Below are 26,045 nucleotides of genomic sequence, written 5' to 3'. Positions count from 1 at the left end.
TATAGACTTCAAAAACTAATTTATTCATGGGCGGTTAGAAAGACCGTCAGCAAGATGAATGCCATACCCAAGTAATCAATCAAGGCAAAACTTTCTCCTAGAAGTATAACCGATAAAATCGTTGCTGTTAGGGGCTCTACCGATCCAATTAGAGAAGCAGCTAAGGGACCAATAAAAGTCACACTGGAAAGATAGAAAATATAAGGAACAATGGTCCCTACAATAATGGTTAAGGTAAACCAAGCTAAAAAGTGGAGAGAAAGTTCTGGTGGGACCAAGTGCTCAAAATTAAAAAATATCAAGAAAATCCCCCCAAATAGCATACCAATTCCCGTAACCGGTAAGGATCCGTAGTGTTCAATGACCCTTAAAGGAAGAACATTAAGGAGTGCAAGGCCAAAAGCTGACATCAGGCCCCAGAAAAAGGCTTCGGTCGATAAAACAAAGTGGCCCAATTGACCATGGGTAACCAAGAGAAAGACCCCAATAATGGTAAATAAGAGAGCCACAATCTCCCTTCTAATCGGCCAGCGGCGCCCAACCAAACAATAATAAACCAATAAAAAAATAGGCCCGATAAATTGAAGAATAGTCGCCATACCCGAATTACTATAATGAATAGTCATTAAATAAGAAAATTGATTAAAGACAATCCCACATATCCCAAAGATTGCGATTTGTAAGAGAGACCGTTTATCATTTTTTAACTTTTCTATGGGTAACTTCCTCTTATAAGCCAGGAAAAGACAAATCGAAATCCCTGCTGTTAACATCCGGTACATGGTCAGCTGCAGGGGCATCATATTATAGGTCTGCATAAGATGCTGACTCAAAACACCCCCTAGTCCCCAGGAACTACAGGCTAAAATCGTAGTAATAATGGCTCGTTTTCTAATCCCGCTTTTAATATGCATAAATAACCTCTCATCTTTATTAATTAAGTTATTTAATAGTAATAAAAACTATTATTAATTAACCTAAGTAATATTAATTTTTACTCTCTTAAGAATATAAAATATCTAATAAGTAAATTCAATGAGAACCTGGCAGTTTTTCTAAAAATAATTTTGTATTTTCGATCAAGATTGACAAAAAAAGCCAGTTGCTCATTGGAGAGAAAGACTGGCATTAAAGGATTATTCATAGTGTGAACTGTTAGACTATTCTGGTTGAGAATTCTTCTCTTTTAGTAAGGATTTAATCTTAGCGACCATAGCATTCACTTCATCTGTAGCAAAGATCTGTTCCTCATCAACTAAATCCGGTCGATGGGCCGTGGATTCAAATGCAAGAACAGGAAGGCCCTTTTGGATAGCACGACTGACGATATCATCGACTTCGTCATAATAATTGATATCTAGGTAGAAGTCGGCTTGGTTTAGTAGGTCTTCAATTAGATCGTTATGAGATAAGGGGTGAATAAAGATGTTTTCGAGTCTTTCTGCTAGGTCAATGAGGTTTGGCGCTACAGAAGTATATGCTGCGATATGAATGCAAAGATCAGGGAGAGCTTGAGCTAAGTCTTCAACGTGCTCCAAGTCAGCTGAATAGGTCAAAGTAAAGGCATGATATGAGAAATCTTGAAAGCTAAAGTAACGCTGGTATTCCTCTTTCCAAACTTCTCTTGAATCTTCTTCGAAATCTTGATACTCCGTCCGACTTTGGTATAGCTTAGATAAGTGGAGAGCGAGGGTCGCTGGAAGATAGACATCATACTCTGCCATACAGTCAATTTTTTCTTGGTAATGGCTGATGTAATCACCTAGACGCTTAGGTAAGTTAGTGTATTCAGTAGACATAATGGAGCTATCATGCAATCGATAGTAATAGAGGCCGATATTGATATAACATATTTTATTTGCCTCTAGGTACCATTTATAGGTAACAGCTAGGTCTTCATAGTATTTTCCGACCGGGAATAGATACTTAGCTATAATTTCCTTTTTGATGAGTTTAGCCCAGGCGGTAACAAAAGGGTCCCATAACTTGGGTGATTCTATTCTTTCAACAGCCTCTACAGAACTATAAATAAGCATTTCAACATCCCCGGCGGGTTTATGAATAATGTCCCCTTGATTATTAAAATGTATGTGTGACGACATCACAATATCTGCATCTTTTGCTTGGGCGAGTCGATACATCACGTCCAAGCTATTTTCTACAATCTTATCATCTGAATCTAAGAAAAAGATGTAGTCTCCCTTAGCCTGGCTAATTCCAAAATTTCGTGCAACAGATACGCCTTGATTCTCCTGATGAAGCAATTTAAAGCGCTCATCTCTCTGACAATAATTATCAGCAATAACAGCTGAAGCATCAGTGGAACCATCATTGACCATGATGACTTCAAAGTCTGTAAAAGTTTGCCTTCTCACAGATTCTAAGCATTCGATAAGGTATTTTTCCACATTGTAGATTGGAATAATAATCGATATAGGTAGATTCATCGGTCTCCTCCATCACTTAAGTCCAAAATAATTTCAGAAAGATAGTCTGCGTCGACTGCTTCAGCAATGTTTTCATCGTAATTATGTTCAGCAGTGTGTTTGGCAGGCAGTTTCACTTTCGACTCTGCCCCCATTAAAAACCACTCGTATTCGGAGTCAATATGGCCGAGGTCAATAACTTGATCAAGCTCTTGGTAAAGGTCATAGGCGATTACCTTAGCTGTTGGCCCTAACATCAAAAGGACTAGCGCTCCCTGATGTTCATCCAAAATTGCAGCTTCGATTCGGTCAATTTGACTGTAAGCATTTTTATGTGGAGCAATAACCCGCCGAATGGACTTGGCCCCCTTGAAGAGATCATTTCCTACCCCTGAACGGGAATATTTACCTTCAACAATCAATAGGTCGCGGTCCTGCCACAGGGCCTTTAATTTTTCGAAGTAGCGAGCACTCGGCCTTTTATCGACTAAATCACTATAAGGCCTTGAAATAAATGAATTCCCATACCACTCCGCTGTACATAAGCGGGCATAAGTTTTTCTATAGATGCTCAAATTATCCTGCCAAAAATCATAAAAATGTTTCTGATAACAATCACAACCAGTGAAGATATCGGCTAAGCAAACGATAAAGTCTTCATTACTTGTCCGTCCTAGGATTTCTTTGAGCCGGTCAGCTAATTTTGCATCGTAGTGTTGGTAGTGGATACTGAGGCCCGAAATAATAGCCATTTCGCCATCACCAAAGCGTGCCACTGAAGGCTGATGGGCCTCGATGTAATCTAAGCTTTCATCAATGGATAGAATGTGAGGCTGGAAACTACTTAGTTGCTCGTCCTGTTTCGCTACTTTCTTAGCTAGGTCTCTTAGATCCGCAACCATCGCTTCAATCTGATTCCTGCTATAAACATGCTGACCTGCTAAGTCAGCTTGGTGGGCCAAGCCGGCAAAAGTAAAGATTTCAAGTCCCAGGCGATGGGCAGTTTCAACACTATGGCCAACTTCGGCAAAATGGTTGATATCCAAATAGAGGTCTGCTCCAGCTAAGAGGTCCGCCATTTCTTCTGAACCTGCCTGGGGGTAGAGCATGACATTCTTATAAGACTTCATGTCCAATAACCGGTCCCCCATCAAGGTAGGTGCAGCAATATGGAAGCTAATCTCAGGGCATCCGACAATCAGAGTTTCAAGCTGTTCTATTTGGTCGGTATTTGTACAAATGGCAGCCCGACAACTTGTTGTTGATTCTTTTTCCTTCATGAGACGGTCAATATGGGAAGCCAGGCCCTGGACATCACCCTTAGAATGAATGTGTCGTCTCGAAATCAAGTCAGGACGGTGGCAGGTACTGTCAAAAGCCAGAATCGGTAGCTCTTGGGCAATACAGGATTCGATAGTCCCCGAAATTTCTTCCTGGTAATTGATATCTAAGTAAATATCTGTCTCTTCAATTAAGCGATCAAATAGACTCTGATCGGCAGAGGGATAGAGACTGCAATTAGCATATTGCTTGAGCTGCAAAAGCTTGGGGCTCATGTTCGTCGGTGCTGCAATTTGGAAAGCATAATCCGGCATATTTTGAACTAGCTCTTCGATGGCTTCGATTTCCTGGGAGTTGGTAAAGACAGTGAGTCGCCCCTTGAAGTACTGGCTCTTCTGTCCATCTTTTCTTATCATCTGGTGGACTGTTTCAACCAGTACTTTTTGTGTGAAATAGCCATTCTTGATCAAGAGATTAAACTCTGCCACATTTTTTAGGAGTTTATCATAGTTTGCTTTGGTAAAATTTTCTAATAAATCTGGTAATTCATCGAGACTGTTGATAGCTAGCCCTAACCCATTACCAACCACTATGTCTTTTTGACCAATATCTTCTGGAATAATCACTGGAATTCCCGCAGCCAGATAGGTCGATAATTTATAAATACAGTTGTAATGGTAATAATCATGCCAAGGGCCTTCACTGCCACCCCAAACTAAACCAAAGCCGCCCTTTGACAAGCGACGCATCAAGTCTTCTTGTGGAAGCCAACCCTGGTAATTAAAAGCTGGGTGGTTCTTTTCCTCAGGAGCCTCGCCATATACTGTCAGGGGGTAATCAAGGGGCCATTCTTTCTCCAAACGAAACTTCTCAGGAATTCCAGCAAAGTGGACCTGGCGCGTAAATCTCGGTTGGTCAAGCTGTAGAGGCTGGATATAGTCCCACATTTCTTGGACTACATAGCGGTTAACTTGGACGCCATAGCTAACTAATTGCTTATACAAAGACTCACTTGGCACGATAAGTAAATCGGCCTGGTTAAAGATTGCCACATATTCTTGGATTAGCGACGACGTGCTATCAAACATTAAGAAAGGCACATCGTTAACGAAGAGGGCTAGTCGTGTTTTCCTTTGCTTTAACTGACTAACTAAAGCCCGGTCAAAGGCCAATTCATTCCAACTTGGAAATTGCACCAGCACTAAGTCACCTGATTCAACACCTGCTAAGATACCTTCTATCCGAATTGATCGCTCAGCCACCCCTTCTCGTCCATGGCTTAAGGTAGGGATAGCCAGTTCATTGAAGCCAAAATCTTTGGCTATCTTAGCGACCTGATGTTGTGAAATCTGTGCAGTGCTAGATTGGGCATGGCCATAGAGCACTGTGATAAATTTTTTCATCTTAACTATCCTTTCACTCTACAAATATCAACCATTAAATACAGCTAACAAGGATAAGACCAGCCCTAGGATTATTGATAGGCCCATCAGTATGCCCAAAATTGTGGGTAGTTTGGAAAGCTTATCTTCTTCCTTATCTTGGTCTTCGACTTTTTCATTGCGTTCCTTATACACCATGCGTTTGATTTCTTGGTCTAGGACATTCTTTTCTTTATCTTTCATCGCATCTCTAACCTAACACTCTCTGGTAATCTGCCACTGTCGTTTGTCCAGCATAGGAAAGTTGGACCGCTAAAGCTCTATCCCGTTCTTCCTGGTCTTGAGCTAAGGTCTGCATTAGACCAACTAGATTCACTGAGTGCTTAGCACTAAAGCGATGGCCAGGCGCTATATACCTAGGCTGGTGAAGGGTCTCGTTAAAGCCTAGGATCATCTGACTGTGATTAAAGGCTTGGCGGACAGCATTGTAAATTTCAATACTATAGTTAATGTCTAAATAACAATTACACCTCTTAAATAGTTCTGCCACTCTGTCCTTAGAAATATTGGGATAGAGGTGGAGGTTATCATAGGAGTCAAGATTCATCAATTTATCCGACATTTCGGTAATGGCTCCCACATGAAATTCCCATTCAGGAAGCATCTTAACGATATATTCCAATGACTCCACTTGATCCGTATTGGTCAAAATGAGTGCCTCATTTGCTGGACTCATCGGCTGTTCGAGGGGATAGATGTAACCTAAATGATCGAGTTTATCATCAATAGACGAAATGCCTTGTGCGTCCATCAACTGGTGTAAGCGTTCATAGTTTCCCAGATCATCCGTAATCACCCGCTTAGCCCGTCCAGTTCCTCCATTGAAAATCAACTGCATATTTCCAGGAATTTCATCTGTGATGGGTTCTTGCCAGAACAAGATATCCTCTCCTTCTAAGTTCAGACGGTGGGAAACTAAAAAGGGCAGCCCTAGAGAATTCATCAATAACTCCGACAAGTCTAGGCCACTCGCCTTCAAATAAAAGCAGAAAAAGTCAATTAAATCTTTAAAGAAATAATTCTTATCTTGATAGGCCAGACTGACAGCAGCGGTCACTAAGTTATGAACAATAACCTCCCGTCCCATGGTATCATAGTAGGTCTGCATGGACATACCGCCAGCCATATCAAAAGCAATTCGGCTGAAGTGACGGCCAAATTGATTGTAAAGATCAACAAAAGCCACCCGTCCTTGTTCATCCAACCAATCGACTTTATTGATTAAGCGCTGCTCCTTAGGGTCTGCATAATAGATTTGTGCTTTTAGCTGACCTAAGTCTTTGACCTGGGCCTTACTATTGTCACCAGATATTTCCCAAAAAGGATCCATAGGCAGTTCATTAAAATAAAGTGCCTTGGCTGACTTATCCTCTTCTCCCATAAAGAATTGATAGGGGCTCTGAACTTCCTGCGGTAAGAATCCTTCATCCTTAAGAACAATGGTTGGCCACTGGTACCCTGCCTGTATTAAAGAATGGTGTAAGTCGCGACTTGCTTCATTATAATTTTCGAATAAATTAATCATGACTGTACCTCCTCTAATAACTTGCGCCAAGCAGCTATAATCTTCTCATCTAAGAAATCTTGAGCTCTCTGGTAAGAAGCCTCCTGCATGGCTTGCCGGTCAGCTTCGCGATAATACTTAAGTAGCTTAGTTGTTAAGGCCGCGATATAGTCTTCCGCATAGCAGCCCGGCTGGTAAGGAACCAGATAGCCATTGCTGCCATCTTCAACAAAGGTGACATTGCCATAATTCACTTCAAAACCAATAATGGGTAGGCCAGCAGCAATAGCTTCTAGTAGTGTCAGGCCAAAACCCTCGCTCGTCGATCCAGCAAAATACAAATCATATTTTTGGTAAACCTGGGCAAGATCCTGGTGGCCCTTAAGCTGAATATAGTCCTCTGCCCCTAATTCTTTAATTAATTCCCTCAGACTAGTTTCTTTAGTGCCCTTACCATAAATATCAAAAGTAATTTGTGGAATTTCTGCTTTCGCCCTTGCTACTGCTTCAACAAGCCAATCTACATGTTTCTCAGCCGCTAACCGTGATGCCGTCATCAGACTGAAAACTTGCCGTTCGCCAGGCTGAGGATATTTTAAGTCTGAGATACTCCCCACAGGAATAGCATAGACCTTAGCTTCTTTACCGTAATAATGGGCAAACTGTTGGTCTAAGACTTCCTTTTGGGCCTGGGTAGAAGCGATGAAGAAGTCAACCGCCTCACTATGCATGAACTGGTAGTCATAATAGTTATTCCAGAGAATATAGTCATTAGTCGTTGGCCCTTCACTAAAGTGTTCTGCATGGATAACAACGCCAATCTTAGCTGGGGGAGCATATTGGAAAACGGCTTGACCTGTACCAGTTGCCCGGTCTAAGATAACGATATCTTTTTCAGATAAGTCTAATTTTTGAATAAAATAGGCAAAGAGCTCTTCTTTGTTGTAGAGGATAGCATCTGACATCTTAAAAACACTATGGTCGCCATCAACAATCTCTTCATAAGCGACAGAACCATCTTCATTAAAATAGCGGCGCTGGTAGAGTTTTGCCTTATTATCTTGGGGCGCATAATACTCCGAGAGAAAACGAGTATAGTTATAGTAATCCTTACGCACCAAGCAACCATTAACCACAAATTCCACTCGGTTAACTAAGTCATCGCTTCCTTCAACAAGGTAACAAGTTGCATACTGCTTGCCTTGGTCATAGTAGAGTCGGACAATTTGGTCCCCCTCTTTCTTCTCCTCTTCAATGGCGTGAGCCAGGCTGGCCTTCACATCCGCTAAGCGATAAGAAGTTGCTCGAATCTTAATATCTGTGAAGTAAAGATACATCCAAATAATATCTTCATCCCTAAAACCAATGTTTTGCGTAAAGTGAGCAATATTTTCATTTAAAATAAGATCAACAAAGACAAACTTAGCTGTCTCTCCTAGCTGGTCAAAAATTCTAGACCGGTAGATCTGGGAGTATTCGACTCCACTTGAAGCCCAACCAATACCCAAATTAATATTATAAATTGTCATAAGCTCCTCCTTTTCCCTAGGCAAATTGTACCAATGGCTGGTCTGAATCTGACAGAGTCACTTCACTCAGAGAGAGGTAACGTACAATCTCAAAATAGACACGTTTACGCATTTCTTGATAGGACCAATAGGCTTCACGCTGGTATTCATAAATCGGATTTCTCTGAGCTGACCGTCTGCTCATCACGACTTGCTTGAATTGAGTGAGGTAGTCCACCTGTTCAATCCAAGTAGAATCGATGGCCTTCAATAAACACTTGCGAACAAAGTCTTCAAATAAGGCCTTGTTTCTAAATAGACCTTTCTTGTTTTGAAATTGACTTTTAAATATCGTCATCAAATAGTCCTGAATTTGCTTATCTGTCATATGATCAATCTTTTCTAAATCAGGACTCACATTATAGGAAAGATAATCATAGATAAAGCGTTCACTTTGAAAAGTTCGTGACTGGTCAGAATTTAGCGATTGTGTGAAAGACTCAAAAACTTCTTGGGCAATCGCCTCAAAATCAATTGCTTTTAAACCTTCCCCAGCTAGAAGGTTATTACGGTCACGGTAAATTAATTCACGCTGAATACGCATGTCTTCGTCCATTTGGAGGATTTGCTGGCGTGAGCTTTCACTGCTACTATCACTGGCTTCTTGGGCTTGCTCAAAATACTTTTGGTAACGGAAATTTGATAAAGGGGTAACTTCATCAATCGCCTCATCATTATCCGAGTAATAACGAATATGTTCAGGTCCCCATTTATGGATTAATTCATCTTCTAAGGAAACAAAAAATTTGCTCATACCGGGATCCCCTTGACGACCAGCTCGACCCCGCAATTGCAAATCGATACGCTCACTTGTCATGTGTTCGGTTCCAATCACGGCCAAGCCTCCTATTTCAGCAACACCTGGCCCTAATTTTATATCAGTCCCCCGCCCTGCCATAGCGGTGGCTACTGTGACGGCCCCCAGTTGACCAGCTTCTTTAACCATCTCAGCTTCTTTGACAGCATTATAGGCATTCAAGACATTATGAGGAATGCCTTCTCTCAGTAAAATAGCTGAAAATAAAGAGGATAACTGAACGGAACCAGTTGCAATAAGCAAAGGTTGGCCAATAGCATGACGTTCCTTAATATATTGAACAGCTGCAAAGACCTTTTCTGGAAAACTACGATAAATGCTATCTGCCAAGTCTTTACGGATAACTGGTTTATTAGTAGGAATAGAAACAACTTCCATATTATAAGTTTCTATAAACTCATCCTCAGCGGGTTTACCTGTGCCTGTCATCCCCGATATTTTATCAAATAATTTAAACAAATTCTGATAAGTAATAGAAGCCATTGATCGATTATTTGCCGTTAGTGGAACGTGTTCCTTGGCTTCAAGTGCCTGGTGTTGTCCGGATTGAAGCCTAGTTCCTTTAAGTAAACGGCCGTCAGTAGAATCTAAGAGGACAAGTTCATCATCTTGCACAACGTAGTCTTTCTCATTTTCAAACAGGCAGTGGGCTCGCAAGGCAAGACTAACATGCCTAACCAACTCTTGGTTATCTTTATGATAAAATTTTTCTAATCGAAAATAATCCTCAGCTCGCTTAATGCCTTTTTTAGTTAGCCAGACCCCATCTTTTTCATCAGTCACATAGAAATCTTCTTTTTCATCTAAGCTCACCACAAAAGCATCAGCTAAAGCATAGAGATTCGACTGGACTCGGGGTGAGCCAGCAATAACTAAAGGACTCGTTGCACTATCGAGCAAGACAGAATCTACTTCATCAATAATCACATAATAGAAATCGCGTAAATATTGCTGGTCGCGAGAATCCGCTAAGTTTTCAATCAGGTAGTCAAAACCCAAGCTAGAATGGGTGGTATAGACAATATCCGCTGCATAGATAGCCTTCTTATCATCTGCACTTAAGTCATCCTCATCTTCAGGAGCACCCATAGCAATCGTTAAGCCCATAAATCGGTAGAGTGGTCCCATCTCTTCAGCATCCCTGCAACTTAAGTAGTCATTCACTGTTACCAAAATAACTCCGCGGCCAGTCAGAGCATTCAGATAGATGGGAAGGGTTGCGGTTAGTGTTTTTCCCTCACCTGTTTTCATCTCAGCAATATGTCCTTCATGAAGAACAATACCACCAAGAACTTGGACATCGTAAGGATACATCCCCAAGACCCGTTTAGCTGCTTCGCGGATGGCTGCAAAGGCTTCAGGTAATAGTTCTTCTAAAGTCTCTCCAGCCTGGTAGCGTTCCTTAAATTCCTGAGTTTTTTGGCGAAGTTTACCATCAGATAAGTCATCCATGGCATCTGCTTCTTGGTTTACTTTATTTAATATCCTTCGTAACCGACGCAGGCGGCCCTTATCTAAATTAAATTTCGGCATTGCTTTCACTCTCACTTATTAAATACTCTAATTGTGGCTTGTAATCTAGTAACAAAGATGCTCCCCACTCTGAACCTTTGATTAAGCCTTGTGCATATACTTTAACATGGGATTTGACTAGGTAGCGATAGGTGATAATCCCTTGATTCAAGCGACTCGTTATATTTAGGCTTGCCTGCAAATCAGTATAAGCACTCTCAGTCAAAACATCCTCGGTAATGTATGCCCTAGCCCCCAGCCTTTCAGCATGATAAAGAGCAGCTAAATTGCTGATTGGACCGTAGCCAACAAAGATTAAGTGAGGATTATTGCTAAAAATTTGGTCAATTAATTGATGAGCCGACTCTCGTAGGTAGAGATGACCATTTGTCAAAGTGGAAGTCATATAAGTAAACTGACTTGAAGACTTCCATAAAGAAGATACTTGTGGACCATTGCCTAATTCATCAAAGATCAGATAATTGCTTTTTGCTCTTGAATGTATCCAATAGGACTTTTCAACTTCCATAGATTGTTCTTTTACATAGGGCACTAAAATAATTTGGTTAAAATCAAGAGACAGGCAGCCTCCATGGTGCAAAGCTATTTCATAATAATTATAAGTATCAGGAACAGTGAAATAATCTGATGGAGTCCTTAAATAGTATTCTTCAATCGGCCCACCGTAGTAGTCAAAGAAAGAGATTTTAAAAAATATAGAGCCTTCAGGAACCGTTTTTCCTTGAAAGATCAGCTGATAAGATTCCCCCCGTGTTAAAAGGGGCAATTTGGCACTATCTTTAGTCGTTTGAAAGACACTACGTGATGACCAAGAAGTAATTCTCTCACCAGAAGGCATTAGGGTATTTTTAAAATGGATATGGTCAGGATTCTCCAAAACTATTTGTGAACCATAGGCATAATCTTCTATTTTAATCTGGCCCCATCGAATTGATTTTCCTACTTGCATGTACTATCCCTACTCTCTGCCTCTTGCAATAAGCGCTTATATTGATTAAAGAACCAATTAGTAATCCCTGGCGTATTATCATTATGGCGCCCTAAGAAGCTCTTGCTGATGACTTTTGTATGCTTATCTTTTAATACCTCTAAAAGATTATAATAAGCAGTATCATCATAATCATCGTTTCTCATATAGGTCACCGCAAAGGTTGTTCCCTCATAGTTCCCTTGTCTCATCTGTTCGATGATATTGTGGTTCAAAAAGTTGATCGCTTCTTCTTGTTTACCTTGATCAAATCGATTCACTAAATCCAGAGAAGTTTGAAAATCGTTTGGCCTAACTAAGCGTTGCTTTTTCGCCATGTTTCCTAATGAAAGCAAGGGCTTACCAATAACAACTGCATACGGATTATAGAAACTACTAAAATAACATGCTCCTGTAGTTCCCATCGACAAGCCAGAAAAAATAATTTCCCCTTGGCTAAACCCAAGATTTTCTAAACATTCATTAATTTTATTTAATAATTTACCCTCTAACTCCTGACTTACCTGGTAAAAGGCACCACCTTCTGATCTAGGGTCTCCTACCAGAATAAAGGGGTGTTCCAAGTTCTTCATCATCCAAAAACCCTCAAAGCCTTCTGCTGTCCGGTAACCAGAAAAGTATACGTTTAGAGGTGGTTTTAAATTACCGGGATGAAAGTAAACAATCAGTTCTTCGCGGTTCTTATCTCTTATAATTTCTCCTCCAGGAAGAAATTCTCCAAAGCCATTCCTTGCATGTCTTACATGTAAATCACTTAAGCTCAAGCCCCCCTGCCCTCTGACCTCTAAACAGCAGGTGACATAACTATCTTCTCGGGGGTTTAAGAGTATCGCTTCTTTCAGATCTTCTTCTGTATGCAGAGACATCTCAACTACCTCATTGATGGAACCTAAGCGGGTGTAGTAGAGCCGAAGTCGAATTTCAAGAGAATTAGTCGTCTGATATTCCAACCATAAATCTAAATAACGATCACTACTAGCAACAATATTTCTCTTCCAATAAAGTAAAGGCGTCCACTCTCTCTCAGCGATAGTATCAATAATTAATTCATTATGCCCCTCAAGTCGATAATTTCCCTTAAACTTGTCCTGAAGTTGAATTAAGTTAATATTCATCCTCTCGCCATAGTTTCCATCAAAATAGCGTTTAGTCATTTCCACAACAAAATATTCAGAATCCATAATATGAACAAATTTTGCTAATTTAAGCTCAAACCAAGAACGAAAGGCGCTTTGACGATAGTAACTATAAAAACGCCTATCAATAAAAACACAATAGGCTTCCATATAAGCTAATAGATCGTCAGCATATACGGGAGGAACTTCTTCTGTTATAAGAACAAGCGAAAAAGGGCTAGATTCTTCATCAAGTTCTGTTTCTTCTAAACTGTTATAGGGTTTATTCAAGTCAATGAATGTCCAATCGACCTCGCAGAGAAAGTTTACACCTAGTGACCAGTCCTTTGTTCCTAGCTGTAATACCCGAGTCATTGGCCCTCACCTCCTAGATAAGCTTGCCAGCTATCCACAATTTTCTTACCATGGTAACGATTAATCTTTTCGACTGCATAAACTAAGGCTTCGTTCCAATTCTTTAAGCCTGTTAGATAGTAATCAAGACCTTGACTTAATTGAACGATATTTTTGGCAATCCAACCATTCTTCTTGTGCTCAACGTAAGAACTAGTTTTTTGATTTATTTGTGGTATTCCGGCACTAATGGCAGCTATTTGTGTATAGAGATTAGGCTCCTGGGCCATGTCAACCACTAATCTTACTGTCCGAAATTCTTGAATTAAATCTTTATCAGTCTGCAAATTGACTAAGCTAAAGGCGGGCTCTATGTCTTTATCTGGTAGTTTATCCTGAAAATCCTCAACTATTTCCTCCTTAGGATTAACGAGGTTTTCATAAGACTGAAGCAGGCCTTTTAAAACTAATTCTCTGTCATAAGTTAAACGAAAACCAGCTAAAATGACGTGAATACGTCGATCAGCTTTGATTTTCTTCAGCATCAAATCTAAATAATCTCTTATTTTCTCTTTATCTATTCCATCAATTTGAAAAAATACTCTAAGTGATTTAACTCTCTGACTCAGCCCTAAATGCAAACGCGTATCAAAGGGAGTGAGGTTAAGGATTCTTTGTGGATTAATCCCCCACTCTATCTGTAGTAAGTCACGATTTTCGTCATTATCGACGACAATTAAGTCAGCAGATTTTAATAATTGCGCATGTAGGTCAAAGTCTCGACTAGAAAAAATCGAATACACTACCTTCCCCTTGCTAATAGCATGTATTAACAAGTCGTCATGTTGGCTATTATTAGCAATAATAACACTGTCCTTCTCCACTAAATGATTAGCTAAATAAGCTGAAACACGCTCACTTATAAAGTCAGTCATGGAGTCATATTCCTTTACGCCATCAGCTTGGTAAAAACTCACTTGGTCACTTTGATAATCATGACTTAAGACGTGTTGCCCTGATAGGTTGAAAAAGACATGCTTAATGATTTGATTGTTTGAATAAAGGTAGGCGCTAGACAGATACCCCCTATCATCAAAAACCAAACGTTTAATTACCTGTCCATTCCTATAATAGGCTACGTCATGTATCCATCCTTGTGAACTATAGAAGATATCTGCATAACGTTCTCCGTCTAGGTAAGCTAACATCGCAAAGGGTGTTGGCATAAACTGGATACGACTTGGCCAAAGCAAATCCTCCAGCGAGAGTGCTTGACTAGCTGCTCCAGAAAACCCTTGAATGTCATCAAAAACAGACCAAAAATCAACTTGGCCTAAGGCTTGATCATGCAGCTGATTTCTTAAATGAGGCATATAATTTAATAGAAGTAATCGTACACTCTCTCCAGCTTCCATAAAAATACGCATCTGATTAACACTATCATCAAAAACTAGTTGCTCATAGGCCAGACTTACTTCGTCCCATGTCAGGTTTTCTCCATACCAAGAAGGCACAAAATAATACATTCTACCCCTCCTCTCTCCTTACTCAAATATTCCCTTGTATTTTTCACGAATACGCAAAGCCTTTATCTCCTCTAATATTCCTAAACTAAGTGAGAACAAGATCAATATACTTGAAGACAATCTTAAGGTGCTGGCGTACTTAGGATAAATAAGGCCTAGAACTGCTGGTAGTCCTACAATAAAAACCATATAAGTGGTTCCGACAATAGCCATATTAAAAATCGTATTTCTAAGATAGTCTTCCGTGGGGTTACCCGGATTCACTCCGCTAATATAATCCCCTGACTTTTGTAAATTTTCAGCTAATTCTTCTGGGTCAGTATTTACAAAGGCAAAACCTAGACTTAAGAAAATAATAATTACTAGATAAATACCAACACCTAGAGGCTGGGTCATTCCCAAATTAGCCAGTAAATTTCTCGCCCAATCAGCACCTGGATTAAAGTTTAAAATCAATTGCAAAATATAACGCGGCAAAGCGGTCAGAGTCACAGCATACATGATTGCCATCCCCCCACTTGGGTTGACCTTAATCGGAAGATAAGATTTCTCAGCAAAATCATTATTGATCATTACACGGTTTAAAGGGATTCTTCTTTCACCCTTCTCCATCAAGATAGTAGTCAAAGCTGTAAAAACTGCAAAGAGTCCGGTAAAAATTAACAAATAAATTACCTCTTTACTAAGTACTCCCCTTACATATGTCTTTAGGGCAGAAAAGTTACGAGGAATTCTTAAAAGCATATTAGATAGGATAATTACTGTTGGACCGCCTATTCCGAATTCAGTATTTTTATTTCCTAACCAAATAAGAAAAAAACTTCCTCCCAATAAGAAAATAATAATGGCTACCTGCATAAACCAGCTTGGTAAAGAACTTTCTCTAATTAAAGGGAAGGTCATCACTAAACTCAAAGCCTGTATGGCACCAATCAAAAGAGTTAAAACGTTACGATAGATGTTTTCTTTTCTCATTGGAACTTTTAATTTTTATACCATTTAGACATGGAAACAAAGCGCCAAATAATCATCGTTGACATATAGGGTCCTATTCCCAATGAAAATAGCGATGCACCCTGCATATCCCCTCCAGTTACACTAAGCGCAACCGACAGAAAGTCATCCATCTGGTTCTGGGCTATTAGAGCTTGAAGATCCACAAGTGGCAAAGGGAGCGTTTTTCCAATGACAAGAATGAATAGAATAAGTGCTGTAAATAATATTTTTTGTTGAAATAATGTTAAATTGAAAATTCGCTTCAAAGACATGGTCACAAGTAAGATTCTCCTTTCTTCTTTATTTTATATAAAAAATAAAAGGGTTGGGAGAAAAATCTCCCAAGCCCTATTATCTTAAACGCAATACTATACTGTTACACAATATTTAGAGTTTATTCATAGTTTCGTGTTAATTACAGGACAGTTTTATTAAATTCAGGCGGAGGAGAGAGCCCCTTCCACCTGTTAGCTTAGCAATTCTTTAAGCTTTTAGGCAAAAGTTTACTTAGCTGGCTTATTTTTCCTTGCGTTTTTTCGAAACAATACCAAGACCTGCGAAAACAAAGAGCAGTCCTGGAGTCAATAATGGTGACACGGCACCCGTCTTAGGTAGAACTTGATTAGTTGCTACCGATTGTTGACGGTGAGCTGATGGTTTTGCAACAGCATTCTGTTTGCTTGGTCTTCTTTCATCACTAGCGATTAATGAAGCTTGATCAGATTGAGACGCAGAGCTTGACGCTGAAGCGGAATCTACACTGTCAATCGCAGATCCACTATGGCTTGAATCAATTATTGTAGGTGGTGTTACACCAGCTGATTCAGAGAATTCATCTCTTGTTGAAGTGACTTCAGATGAACTTGCTTCTGATGCTGTTGAGTCCTCTGATCCAGAATGGTAATCACTTTCTGAATCTGGTGCTACATGGTCTAGTGAAGCTGACTGACTAGCACTGATTGAAGCCGACTCTGACAGCGAGATTGATTCTGAAGTTGATACAGTTTGGCTCAGGCTTACTGATGCAGATTCACTTTGAGACGCACTAATAGATGCTTCTAGTGATTCACTTTCTGAAGCAGATAATGAGGCAGAGAAGCTCTCAATATCGAACTCTGGAAGCTCTGACTCAATCCAGCCTGGCCCATGCGAATGAACTTCAGAACTAGAATCCGATTCAGACGTTGGGGCTTGGCTCTGAGTTTCTGATAAGAGACTTGCAATTACAGAGTTTTGTTCAGAGATCGTAGCTGATTGCTCAATACTGGTTGAGGTCAATTGTGATGCGAGCTGTGAATCGGATCTAGAATCTAATTCAGATAGTGAGACATGTTCACTAATTGTTTCAGACATAGCCACTGATAAACTGTGAGTGGATTCGCTATGAGCTACTGACGTACTGTAGGCGCTGGCTGATGCTGCTTGAGACATCGCTTCAGATAAGCTATGTGCCAATTCACTTGCAACTTGTGATGTCGCTATTGATGTGCTTGCCACTTGACTTACTGCTTCTGAAGTGGCTACTGATGCACTATGTGCGGATTCGGACGCTGCTACGGACGCACTGTGGGTAGATTCACTATTCGCTACCGAAGTACTGTAGGCACTTGCTGAAGCTGCTTGGGACATTGTTTCTGACAGGCTATAAGCCGATTGACTTGCTGCCACTGGTGCACTGTGAGCAGATTCACTATTCGCTACCGAAGTACTGTAGGCACTTGCTGAAGCTGCTTGGGACATTGCTTCGGACAGGCTATGAGCCGATTGACTTGCTGCCACTGATGCACTGTGAGCAGATTCACTATTCGCTACCGAAGTACTATAAGCACTTGCTGAAGCTGCTTCGGACATCGCTTCGGACAAGCTATGTGCAGATTCGGAGGCAGCTACGGACATGCTTGCTACTTGGCTTACTGCTTCTGAAGTCGCTACTGATGCACTATGGGCGGATTCAGAAGCTGCTACTGAGGTACTTGCCACTTGGCTCACTGCTTCTGATATGGCTGCTGATGCGCTGTGGGCTGATTCGGAAGCTGCTACTGAAGTGCTTGCTACTTGGCTTACCGCTTCTGAAGTGGCTATTGATGCGCTATTCGCGGATTCGGACGCTGCTACGGACGCACTGTGTGCAGATTCACTGTTCGCTACTGAAGTACTGTAGGCACTTGCGGAGGCTGCTTGTGACATCGCTTCGGACAAGCTATGGGTGGATTCGGAGGCAGCTACGGACGTGCTTGCCACTTGACTCACTGCTTCTGAAGTCGCTACTGAAGCACTGTGGGCAGACTCACTGTTTGCTACTGATGTACTGTAGGCACTTGCGGAGGCCGCTTGTGACATCGCTTCGGACAAGCTGTGGGTGGATTCGGAGGCAGCTACGGACGTGCTTGCCACTTGACTCACTGCTTCTGAAGTCGCTACCGATGCACTATGGGCGGATTCAGAAGCTGCTACTGAGGTACTTGCCACTTGGCTCACCGCTTCTGATGTTGCCACGGATGCACTGTGCGCAGACTCACTGTTCGCTACTGAAGTACTGTAGGCACTTGCGGAGGCCACTTGTGACATCGCTTCGGACAAGCTGTGGGTGGATTCGGAGGCAGCTACGGACGTGCTTGCTACTTGGCTTACTGCTTCTGAAGTCGCTACTGATGCACTGTATGCAGATTCACTGTTCGCTACCGAAGTACTGTAGGCACTGGCTGAGGCTGCTTGGGACATTGCTTCGGATAAGCTATGAGCCGATTGACTTGCTGCCACTGATCCACTGTGAGCAGATTCGGATGCTGCTACTGACGCAGTATGGGCAGATTCACTTGCTGCCACAGAGGTGCTTGCCACTTGGCTTACCGCTTCTGAAGTCGCAACTGACGCACTGTGCGCAGACTCACTGTTCGCTACTGAAGTACTGTAGGCACTTGCGGAGGCTGCTTGGGACATTGCTTCGGACAAGCTATGTGCCGATTCTGAGGCAGCTACGAACGTGCTTGCCACTTGGCTCACTGCTTCTGAGGTGGCTACTGATGCACTGTATGCAGACTCACTGTTCGCTACCGAAGTACTGTAGGCGCTGGCTGAGGCTGCTTGGGACATTGCCACGGATAAGCTATGAGCCGATTGACTTGCTGCCACTGATCCACTGTGAGCAGATTCGGATGCTGCTACTGACGCACTATGGGCAGATTCACTTGCTGCCACAGAGGTGCTTGCCACTTGGCTTACCGCTTCTGAAGTCGCAACTGATGCGCTGTGGGCCGATTGACTCGCTGCTACGGACGTGCTTGCCACTTGGCTCACTGCTTCTGAGGTGGCTACTGATGCGCTATGGGCGGATTCACTTGCTGCCACAGAGGTGCTTGCTACTTGGCTTACCGCTTCTGAAGTCGCAACTGATGCACTATGCGCAGATTCTGAAGCCGTTACTGATGTGCTGTAGGCACTCGCTGAAGCTGCTTGTGACATCGCTTCAGACAAGCTATGTGCGGATTCGCTTTCTGCGTTAGAAGCAGATTCAGCCAGTGAATCATTGTCTTTTTCAACCTTTACCGTCACATTATCATGATCTACTTGACCTGTTGGATAGCTTGTAACGATAGTCGGTAAGGTCTGAACACTATCTTCCTTATGTCCAGCAGCTGGCGTATAAGTAATTTCCCCAGTTATTGGATTAATTGAGGCTGTATCACCATTAGCCATAGTCACTTCAGTAGTTGTGACACCTGCTGTGTTTGGATCTTGGAAAGCGAATGTCGTTCCAGTTGGCACATCGGACATCGCCTTCTTAGTAGTAACTGTCTTCAATGGATCGTTCGGATAAGCAGGGTCCTGAATCTCAGCTTCAGTGAAGATGGTAGGGGTGATCGTGATCGAACCTTGACCAGATTCTGCATGATTAACTGCTGGATAGGCGGTATCATAAACAGCCTTATCTTTCATCTTAACTGTCACGGTAACGTCAGCTTGGTCCTTAGTTCCATCTGGATATGTCACTGTAACTGGAACAGTATAGTTACCTGGCGTATTGCCATCTGGCAAAGTACTTGGATCGTCAACTGTTACTGTAGGTCTTTGACCTGGGTAAGCTGGATTCTCTTCATAGCCAGGAACTGTTACTGCTGTTGTCACATCATTTTCAGTGGCTGGTTCACCATAGTCTTTTTCAACTGGAGTCACGCTTGGTTCGTACTTATCATTTTCTGGTTGAGCTTTAACGGTTACAGTTGCTGTAACTTCATCACTTGTTCCATCAGGATAAGTAACTTTAACTGGAACGCTAACTTGCGTCTCACTTGCATGGTTGCTTCCTGGTGTAAAGCTGATTACTCCAGTATTTGGATCAATTGTTGCTTGATCACCATCTGCCGTCGCAAAACCTGTACCCCCATTTCCTACATTAATGCTAAATTTAGTTCCCGCTGGAGGAGTAACACCTTGTTCCTCGTGAGAAGGACCGGTCGGATCATTTGGATCATTAGGTACATTAGCAGTAAAGCTTGGTGTTAGCTCAGTTGGGCTTGTTTCACCAGCTGTAACTGTTGGTTGAGGATAACTTGGTTGATAAGTGTCTTTATTTGATTTGTTAACAACAACCTTAACCGTCACTGGATCCTTCGTTCCATCTGGGTACTCAACAGTAACTGGCACCTCATGAACGCCTGGAGTCTTGCCATCTGGTAAAGTGCTTGGATCATCAATTGTTACCGTTGGCGTTTGACCTGGATAATCAGAATTTTCTTCGTAAGCTGGAACTGTTACGGCTTCCTTAATTTCATCCTCAGTCGGAGCTTGGCCGTAGTCTTTTTCTACTGGAGTTACACTTGGTTGATACTTATCGTTTTCAGGCTGTGGTTTCACTGTTACAGTAACTGTTTCTTTATCTTCTGTTCCATCTGGATAAGTTACTGTCACAGGAACAGTATAATCACCTGGTGTATTGCCATCTGGTAGAGTACTTGAATCATCAATTGTTACCGTTGGTCTTTGACCTGGGTAAGATGGGTTCTCCTCGAAGCCTGGAACTGTTACGGCACCCTTGATTTCATCTTCAGTTGGCGCTTGACCATAGTCTTTTTCAACTGGAGCTACTTCAGGAGTGTATTTATCATTTTCTGGTTGAGGCTTAACCGTTACAGTAACTGTTTCCTTGTCCTCTGTACCATCTGGATAAGTCACTGTCACAGGAACAGTATGATCACCTGGTGTATTGCCATCTGGTAAGCTCGTTGGGTCATCAATCGTTACCATTGGCGTTTGACCTGGGTAAGATGGGTTCTCCTCGAAGCCTGGAACCGTTACCGCATTCATGATTTCATCCTCAGTGATTGGTTGACCGTAGTCTTTATTGATTGGTGTAACACTTGGCTGATACTTATCATTTTCTGGTTGTGGCTTAACCGTTACAGTAACTGTTTCCTTATCTTCTGTGCCATCTGGATAAGTTACAGTTACAGGAACCTCATGATCACCTGGTGTATTTCCATCTGGTAAAGCACCTGGATTATCAACCGTTACGGTTGGTGTTTGGCCTGGGTAGGATGGATTTTCTTCGTAATCTGGAACTGTTATGGCATTCTTAATCTCATCCTCAGTAGTTGGTTGACCGTAGTCTTTATTGATTGGTGTAACACTCGGTTGGTACTTATCGTTTTCTGGTTGTGGCTTAACAGTTACAGTAACTGTTTCCTTGTCCTCTGTACCATCTGGGTAAGTCACTGTTACAGGAACTGTATGGTCTCCTGGTGTATTGCCGTCTGGTAAGGTCGTTGGATCATCAACTGTTACCGTTGGTGTTTGTCCTGGATAATCAGGATTTTCTTCATAACCTGGTACCGTTACTGAATTCTTAATTTCTTCCTCAGAGGTTGGGTGACCGTAGTCTTTGTTGATTGGTGTAACACTTGGTTGATACTTATCATTTTCTGGTTGAGGCTTAACAGTTACAGTAACTGTTTCCTTATCTTCTGTCCCATCTGGATAAGTCACTGCCACAGGAACTTTATGGTCTCCTGGTGTATTGCCATCTGGCAAAGCATTTGGATCATCAATTGTTACGGTTGGTGTTTGGCCTGGATAAGCTGGGTTTTCCTCGTAACCAGGTACAGTTACCGCGTTCTTGATCTCATCTTGAGTTGGAGCTTGACCATAATCTTTCTCAACTGGTGTCACACTTGGTTCGTAGAGCTCATTTTCTGGCTTGCGTGTCACATCAACATAGACATTGGCGGTATCTGTTGTATTATCCGCATAAGTAATGGTGACTGGAATTTGAACCTTTTGGCCAGCCTTACCTTCAGTGAAGCTTGCAGGTACAGTGATTGAGCCGTCAGCGTTAACGGTAACACCTGCCACGCTTGTCGTGAATTGGCTAACTTCTGGATGGGCCACTTGACCGTTCTTGATGAAGGTTGGTGCAGCGACTGTGTCAGCTTGGCCTTCTTCAACCGAAATGTTGTCATAGCCTGGCTCAAATTCTTCAGACATGGACACTTTTTCCCATTGGGCATAGACCGTGGTTGAGTTTTGGAAGGCAGTTTCAGGTGTAACAAAGTCTCCTGACCCATCTTGAGCGGTATTCCAACCTAAGAAACGATAACCCTCCAAGGTTGGATCATTGGCCATATTGCCTGCTAAACCGTTGTTGGTATAGCCCACTTCATTGGAGAAGTCTTCGTTACGAGGAACGTCGGAATTCTCAATGGCCGTCGTATTCCCGGCAGCATCTGTCGTTTCAGCTGGCGCAGCATAGGTCATCACGCGGCGAGCAGATGTTCCGTTAGGCTGGTTGAGGTCATAGGTAACTTGAATCAAGACCCGAGCGATAACAGCGTCTGAACCGACAGAAGTTTGGATAGCTTCTTCATCTTCAGCAAGTGCTCTCTCTTCAGCATCTTTTGCTGACTGGTAATTAAAGGATCTTGCGACAATTGGTGAATCCTTCACCACGCGGTCTGTATCGGGGATTGCATATTCAAACTTGTACAAGCCCTTGCCGGGTTCTGGATAGGTCTTGTCACCTTCAACAGTATAACTTGCACCAGGTTCTGCTGTGTTCCCCGACATAGTCCGCACATAACGGGTCTGGCCAGAATTCGCATCAATATAAGAGATTTCTACCAATTGGTTAGGAACATAGGTATAGCCCGTAATGACCTTGTCGAAGTCATACATATCTTTAACAACAGGCATGTATTGGGTTCTATCGAGTAGGGCTGACGAATTAACTTCTGTTCCAATAATTAATCTTGGAGCATAAGAAGTTTCTGCCTGGTCTGGTCCGAATTCAGCAACCTTAACGCCGTTGATATAAACTTCACCGCTGTTGTCAACCAATTTGCCGTTAGCCCCAGTGTAGAGACTAATCTCAGACCCAGCCGCTAGCTTGAAATCATGAGGTAAGGTGTAGGTATAAACAGTACTATTGGCATTGACGTCAAAGTCATATCTGGCATCCGATCCTCTCGCCCCACGAGAAGCTGGATAAACCCCTAGATGACCGATAATTGGTGCTTCGCCTGCCTTCATGGCTAACTTAGCCGCAGACTCATCCCAATAGAGAATCTCCCCATCGATTAAATCAGATCTTTTGACGCCATGGTTAGTTGGTTTAGCGAAGCGGATTTCAATCTTATCCCCTTGTCTAGCCACAGCCTCCTGATCAGTCGTCATCTTAACCCGGTCGATGCCATGGTCATTTTCGATGATCATCGCTGAATGCACTGAGATTGCAGTCATTTCAGGCTGTTGGTTATTAATGGTTGGGTAGAGCTTCTTCAGGTTATCAGAATCGATATTTAAAGTCGTTAAAGTAAATTGTTGACCTGACATTTCCGTCGAAATATTATCGATAAAGCCTTGGGTACCCTTATTAGCATAAATTATTTGACCGGTTTCATCATTATAGTCAAATTCATTCGGTGCATAGATCACATAAGCCATATCACCAACCACATTGACTTGATTGCGGGTAAAGCCGGTTCTAACATTATTTGGATTAACCGCTCCCTTCATTCCTGATGTAACGGAAGGTTCGACATAACCAATGTACCCATAGTCATCTTCCTTCAAAACATCTAAAAGTTCTTTATCGAAGGCTAGACGGTAAGCAATGGATTGGCCGTTGAGTTTCTCATTTCGGTTATCCGTATCTTTCTTATGGAACTGACTCGCCACATAGAGTTTGTTCTCAGATGGATTATAGGAAACTGTATTTTGACTAGAAACAAAGTCTGGTGCCTGGTCAACAGATGAAATAACTTGTAGGTAAGGGTTGAGCCCTGACTTAAGATTAGTCGAAGTCGTCTTAGGTATGGTGACAGACTGGGTATAAGAACCATAGCCGGTTAAACTCATATTGGAATCATTAGTACCACCCATGTACTTAGTATAGACATTCCCATTAGCGTCTAAGAGACGAGACTGGATAGTCGTATCAATCGTATCCAATTCTTCTCTCGTTACATTGTCACGCAGGTAAAGACGGATTGGTGACCGTTTTGTTTCAGTCCCTTTATCAAGGCGATTCAAGACTATAATTTTATCATTAGCCTGGCTACCATTGATAAAACGATAAACATTCCCATTCCGGTCCTCATAATAGGACTTGGTCCAATCAATCCGTTTTTGGAGGTCATCGGAAATTCTTAAGTTTAGGCGATTCCAAACATAGGCTGACCTAGGAGTAAAGGTGTACATCATATCGATAACTTGGTCGCCATCGGCTGTCTCATGGAAGCCCTTGTACTTCAACTGTTGGACGCTCAAAGGCTCTGAAGGGTTATTAATGACTCTAAGCTGTTGACCTGGTTCCAATTCCCAACGAGTTGAGTTCTGACCCTTGATGGAGTCTTCATTCCAGTTAGGTTCTAGATAATACTTCTTACCCGTATCGATATCTTCGAAGTATCTTCTCCCATCCCGATCAGTCTTAGGAACTAAAATAGTATCCGCGCTTGCTGAATCATTTAAGTCAGTAATAATCTTATCAACTTCAGCTGTCGATTGAGCAGCATCAATCTTAGCTTGTACAGCTGCCACATGGGCTGGATCTGCATCGGTTGCTTGAGAGTTATTGGCCTGAGCCCGTGCGTCTAAGATTGCTTGGGCACTGGTCTTAGCAGATGACTTCGCTGAATTGAGTTGAGCTTCTTTTTGCGCTCTTTCTTCAGCACTTTCTTCTGGAGCTAGCTGACTGTTAGGGTACTTGGCCTGGGCCTCTGCTACAACAGCGCCAATTTCTTCAATGGTGTTGGCAGCGTCAATTCGAGACTTGTAGGAAGCTAAGTCGCTAGCTGCCCCATCGTTATGAGCTAAGGCTTTCTCTAGGTCTTCCTTGACCTGGGCCTTGTTGCCGGAGAGATGGCTTACAGCCGCATAGTAACCGGTTTTACTACGGTCATCTTCTTGAGTGGTCGAACGTTCTAGGCCTGTTTGTAAATCGCTTGCTTGACGGTCAACTTCGGCTTTTGTTTTACCTTGGTTTAAGCTACCTGCACCAGCTAATTCAGCGGCATCACTGGTGGTTCTAGCCACAAAATTGTTTACTGGAACCTCTGGTAGGTCGACGCCGTTCACTTCATAAGTGTTTTCAGAAGAAGTAGCACTTCTTAGACCACCATCATTTTGAACAGCTGGAACATTTTCAATAGCTGCTTTATTTTCATTAGCTACTCGTGGAGCGTTTTGGCTGCGAGAAGCAGATTCATCGTCAGCTACCTTACCTTCATGGTCAGCAACACTTTCAGAACCTTGACTGGTATCCGATTCAGATTCACTAGCACTGGTGGAAGCTGACTCAGAGACGCTGGTGGAAGCTGATTCTGAACTCGATACAGAGGATGATTCGGAGGCAGACTGAGACTCAGAAACGCTGAGGGATTCAGATTCACTGATAGAAATGGATTCGCTAATGGACGCCGATTCACTGGCACTAATTGAAGCGGATGCACTTTGGTCAATGTGTTCTGAAGCTTCCTGCGTTAATTCGCTTTCTTGGACGCTTTCAGTGGTTGATTCTGCTGCTTTTAAGGCTGCTGAATCCGTATTGACTAAGGTTTCTTTTTCGAGGACTTTCTCTTTAGGTAATTCATCCGCGTTAACTTGTGGTGTGGTCAAGGCTGCCCCACCTGCTAAGGCCCCTAAAGCAGTTAATCCTTTAAACAAATACTCCTTTTTATCTGTTGAAGCATTTTCTTCAACTTGGGAGGATTCAATATGTTCTATTACGGGTGACTTACCGAAGAAACGTAGTAAACCAAATTGTGAAAGACAGGATTTGACCCAGGACTTTCCGGCTTTATACATCTTCACTCTTGTTTTACGTTCGGTTTCTAGATAATCCCCATGCCTAAATTTTCTCATAAGCAACTCCTTCTTAATAACGATTAATAGACATAGTTAGGCAAAAAAATATAACAAAAATCCTGAGGATATAAGGCCTCAAGGTACATTATTTAGTTAGGATTATCTCATATTTTTTAAAAAATAAAGCAAATTTAAG

General features: G+C 42.1%; 13 protein-coding genes. All 13 read right to left on the bottom strand.

Features of this window, described 5'->3' with window-relative positions; genetic code table 11:
• Positions 1 to 20: 20 nt before the first annotated feature.
• The 13 genes from HMPREF9243_RS03700 to HMPREF9243_RS09810 all read right to left on the bottom strand — a co-directional run bounded on the left by HMPREF9243_RS03700 (position 21) and on the right by HMPREF9243_RS09810 (position 25,906).
• A complete protein-coding gene (locus tag HMPREF9243_RS03700) occupies positions 21 to 914 on the bottom strand; it encodes a DMT family transporter (RefSeq protein WP_013669976.1) in 894 nt (297 codons plus the stop codon).
• Between the two features lie 246 nt (positions 915 to 1,160).
• Entirely contained in the window at positions 1,161 to 2,447 is a 1,287-nt protein-coding gene (locus tag HMPREF9243_RS09825) for a glycosyltransferase (protein ID WP_013668952.1), read from the bottom strand.
• The gene (locus HMPREF9243_RS09820; protein ID WP_013668827.1) at positions 2,444 to 5,110 is read right to left on the bottom strand and encodes an SP_1767 family glycosyltransferase; all 2,667 of its coding nucleotides are present in this window, start codon (positions 5,108 to 5,110) and stop codon (positions 2,444 to 2,446) included. Before HMPREF9243_RS09820 ends, HMPREF9243_RS09825 begins: the two co-directional genes overlap by 4 nt.
• Before the next feature lie 27 nt (positions 5,111 to 5,137).
• Entirely contained in the window at positions 5,138 to 5,332 is a 195-nt protein-coding gene (locus HMPREF9243_RS03685) for a hypothetical protein (RefSeq protein WP_013669590.1), read from the bottom strand.
• 7 nt (positions 5,333 to 5,339) lie between these two features.
• Positions 5,340 to 6,674 carry an accessory Sec system glycosylation chaperone GtfB gene (gene gtfB / locus HMPREF9243_RS03680; RefSeq protein ID WP_013668645.1) on the bottom strand — a complete coding sequence of 445 codons (1,335 nt, stop codon included), beginning with the start codon at positions 6,672 to 6,674 and terminating at the stop codon, positions 5,340 to 5,342.
• Positions 6,671 to 8,182, bottom strand: coding sequence for an accessory Sec system glycosyltransferase GtfA (gene gtfA / locus HMPREF9243_RS03675; RefSeq protein ID WP_013669340.1), 1,512 nt, complete (start codon positions 8,180 to 8,182; stop codon positions 6,671 to 6,673). The genes gtfB and gtfA overlap by 4 nt, the downstream gene beginning before the upstream one ends.
• Positions 8,183 to 8,198: 16 nt before the next feature.
• Entirely contained in the window at positions 8,199 to 10,571 is a 2,373-nt protein-coding gene (gene secA2 / locus HMPREF9243_RS03670) for an accessory Sec system translocase SecA2 (protein ID WP_013669954.1), read from the bottom strand.
• Positions 10,558 to 11,520, bottom strand: a complete 963-nt coding sequence (gene asp3, locus HMPREF9243_RS09815; protein ID WP_013668767.1) for an accessory Sec system protein Asp3 — start codon at positions 11,518 to 11,520, stop codon at positions 10,558 to 10,560. The genes secA2 and asp3 overlap by 14 nt, the downstream gene beginning before the upstream one ends.
• Complete coding sequence (gene asp2 / locus HMPREF9243_RS03660) at positions 11,511 to 13,049, bottom strand: accessory Sec system protein Asp2 (RefSeq protein WP_013668909.1); 1,539 nt, start codon at positions 13,047 to 13,049, stop codon at positions 11,511 to 11,513. Before asp2 ends, asp3 begins: the two co-directional genes overlap by 10 nt.
• A complete protein-coding gene (gene asp1 / locus HMPREF9243_RS03655) occupies positions 13,046 to 14,554 on the bottom strand; it encodes an accessory Sec system protein Asp1 (protein ID WP_013669864.1) in 1,509 nt (502 codons plus the stop codon). Before asp1 ends, asp2 begins: the two co-directional genes overlap by 4 nt.
• Before the next feature lie 18 nt (positions 14,555 to 14,572).
• On the bottom strand, positions 14,573 to 15,529 hold the full coding sequence (locus HMPREF9243_RS03650) for a hypothetical protein (RefSeq protein ID WP_081456616.1): 957 nt from the start codon (positions 15,527 to 15,529) through the stop codon (positions 14,573 to 14,575).
• A gap of 8 nt (positions 15,530 to 15,537) precedes the next feature.
• On the bottom strand, positions 15,538 to 15,828 hold the full coding sequence (locus tag HMPREF9243_RS03645; RefSeq protein ID WP_041705950.1) for a hypothetical protein: 291 nt from the start codon (positions 15,826 to 15,828) through the stop codon (positions 15,538 to 15,540).
• 238 nt (positions 15,829 to 16,066) lie between these two features.
• Positions 16,067 to 25,906: an accessory Sec-dependent serine-rich glycoprotein adhesin gene (locus tag HMPREF9243_RS09810; protein WP_013668717.1), complete on the bottom strand. Its 9,840-nt coding sequence runs from the start codon at positions 25,904 to 25,906 to the stop codon at positions 16,067 to 16,069.
• Positions 25,907 to 26,045 lie beyond the last annotated feature (139 nt).

The sequence above is a fragment of the Aerococcus sp. Group 1 genome (assembly GCF_000193205.1).
GTDB classification, from domain to species: Bacteria; Bacillota; Bacilli; order Lactobacillales; family Aerococcaceae; genus Aerococcus; species Aerococcus urinae_A.
Note: the sequence above shows the minus strand (reverse complement) of the source record. Positions and strands in the feature narration are given on the sequence as shown.

Excerpts from the sequence above, each read along its gene's own strand:
- HMPREF9243_RS03700 (WP_013669976.1), bottom strand. The coding sequence starts at position 914 with ATGCATATTAAAAGCGGGATTAGAAAACGAGCCATTATTACTACGATT.
- HMPREF9243_RS09825 (WP_013668952.1), bottom strand. The coding sequence starts at position 2,447 with ATGAATCTACCTATATCGATTATTATTCCAATCTACAATGTGGAAAAA.
- HMPREF9243_RS09820 (WP_013668827.1), bottom strand. The coding sequence starts at position 5,110 with ATGAAAAAATTTATCACAGTGCTCTATGGCCATGCCCAATCTAGCACT.
- HMPREF9243_RS03685 (WP_013669590.1), bottom strand. The coding sequence starts at position 5,332 with ATGAAAGATAAAGAAAAGAATGTCCTAGACCAAGAAATCAAACGCATG.
- gtfB (WP_013668645.1), bottom strand. The coding sequence starts at position 6,674 with ATGATTAATTTATTCGAAAATTATAATGAAGCAAGTCGCGACTTACAC.
- gtfA (WP_013669340.1), bottom strand. The coding sequence starts at position 8,182 with ATGACAATTTATAATATTAATTTGGGTATTGGTTGGGCTTCAAGTGGA.
- secA2 (WP_013669954.1), bottom strand. The coding sequence starts at position 10,571 with ATGCCGAAATTTAATTTAGATAAGGGCCGCCTGCGTCGGTTACGAAGG.
- asp3 (WP_013668767.1), bottom strand. The coding sequence starts at position 11,520 with ATGCAAGTAGGAAAATCAATTCGATGGGGCCAGATTAAAATAGAAGAT.
- asp2 (WP_013668909.1), bottom strand. The coding sequence starts at position 13,049 with ATGACTCGGGTATTACAGCTAGGAACAAAGGACTGGTCACTAGGTGTA.
- asp1 (WP_013669864.1), bottom strand. The coding sequence starts at position 14,554 with ATGTATTATTTTGTGCCTTCTTGGTATGGAGAAAACCTGACATGGGAC.
- HMPREF9243_RS03650 (WP_081456616.1), bottom strand. The coding sequence starts at position 15,529 with ATGAGAAAAGAAAACATCTATCGTAACGTTTTAACTCTTTTGATTGGT.
- HMPREF9243_RS09810 (WP_013668717.1), bottom strand. The coding sequence starts at position 25,906 with ATGAGAAAATTTAGGCATGGGGATTATCTAGAAACCGAACGTAAAACA.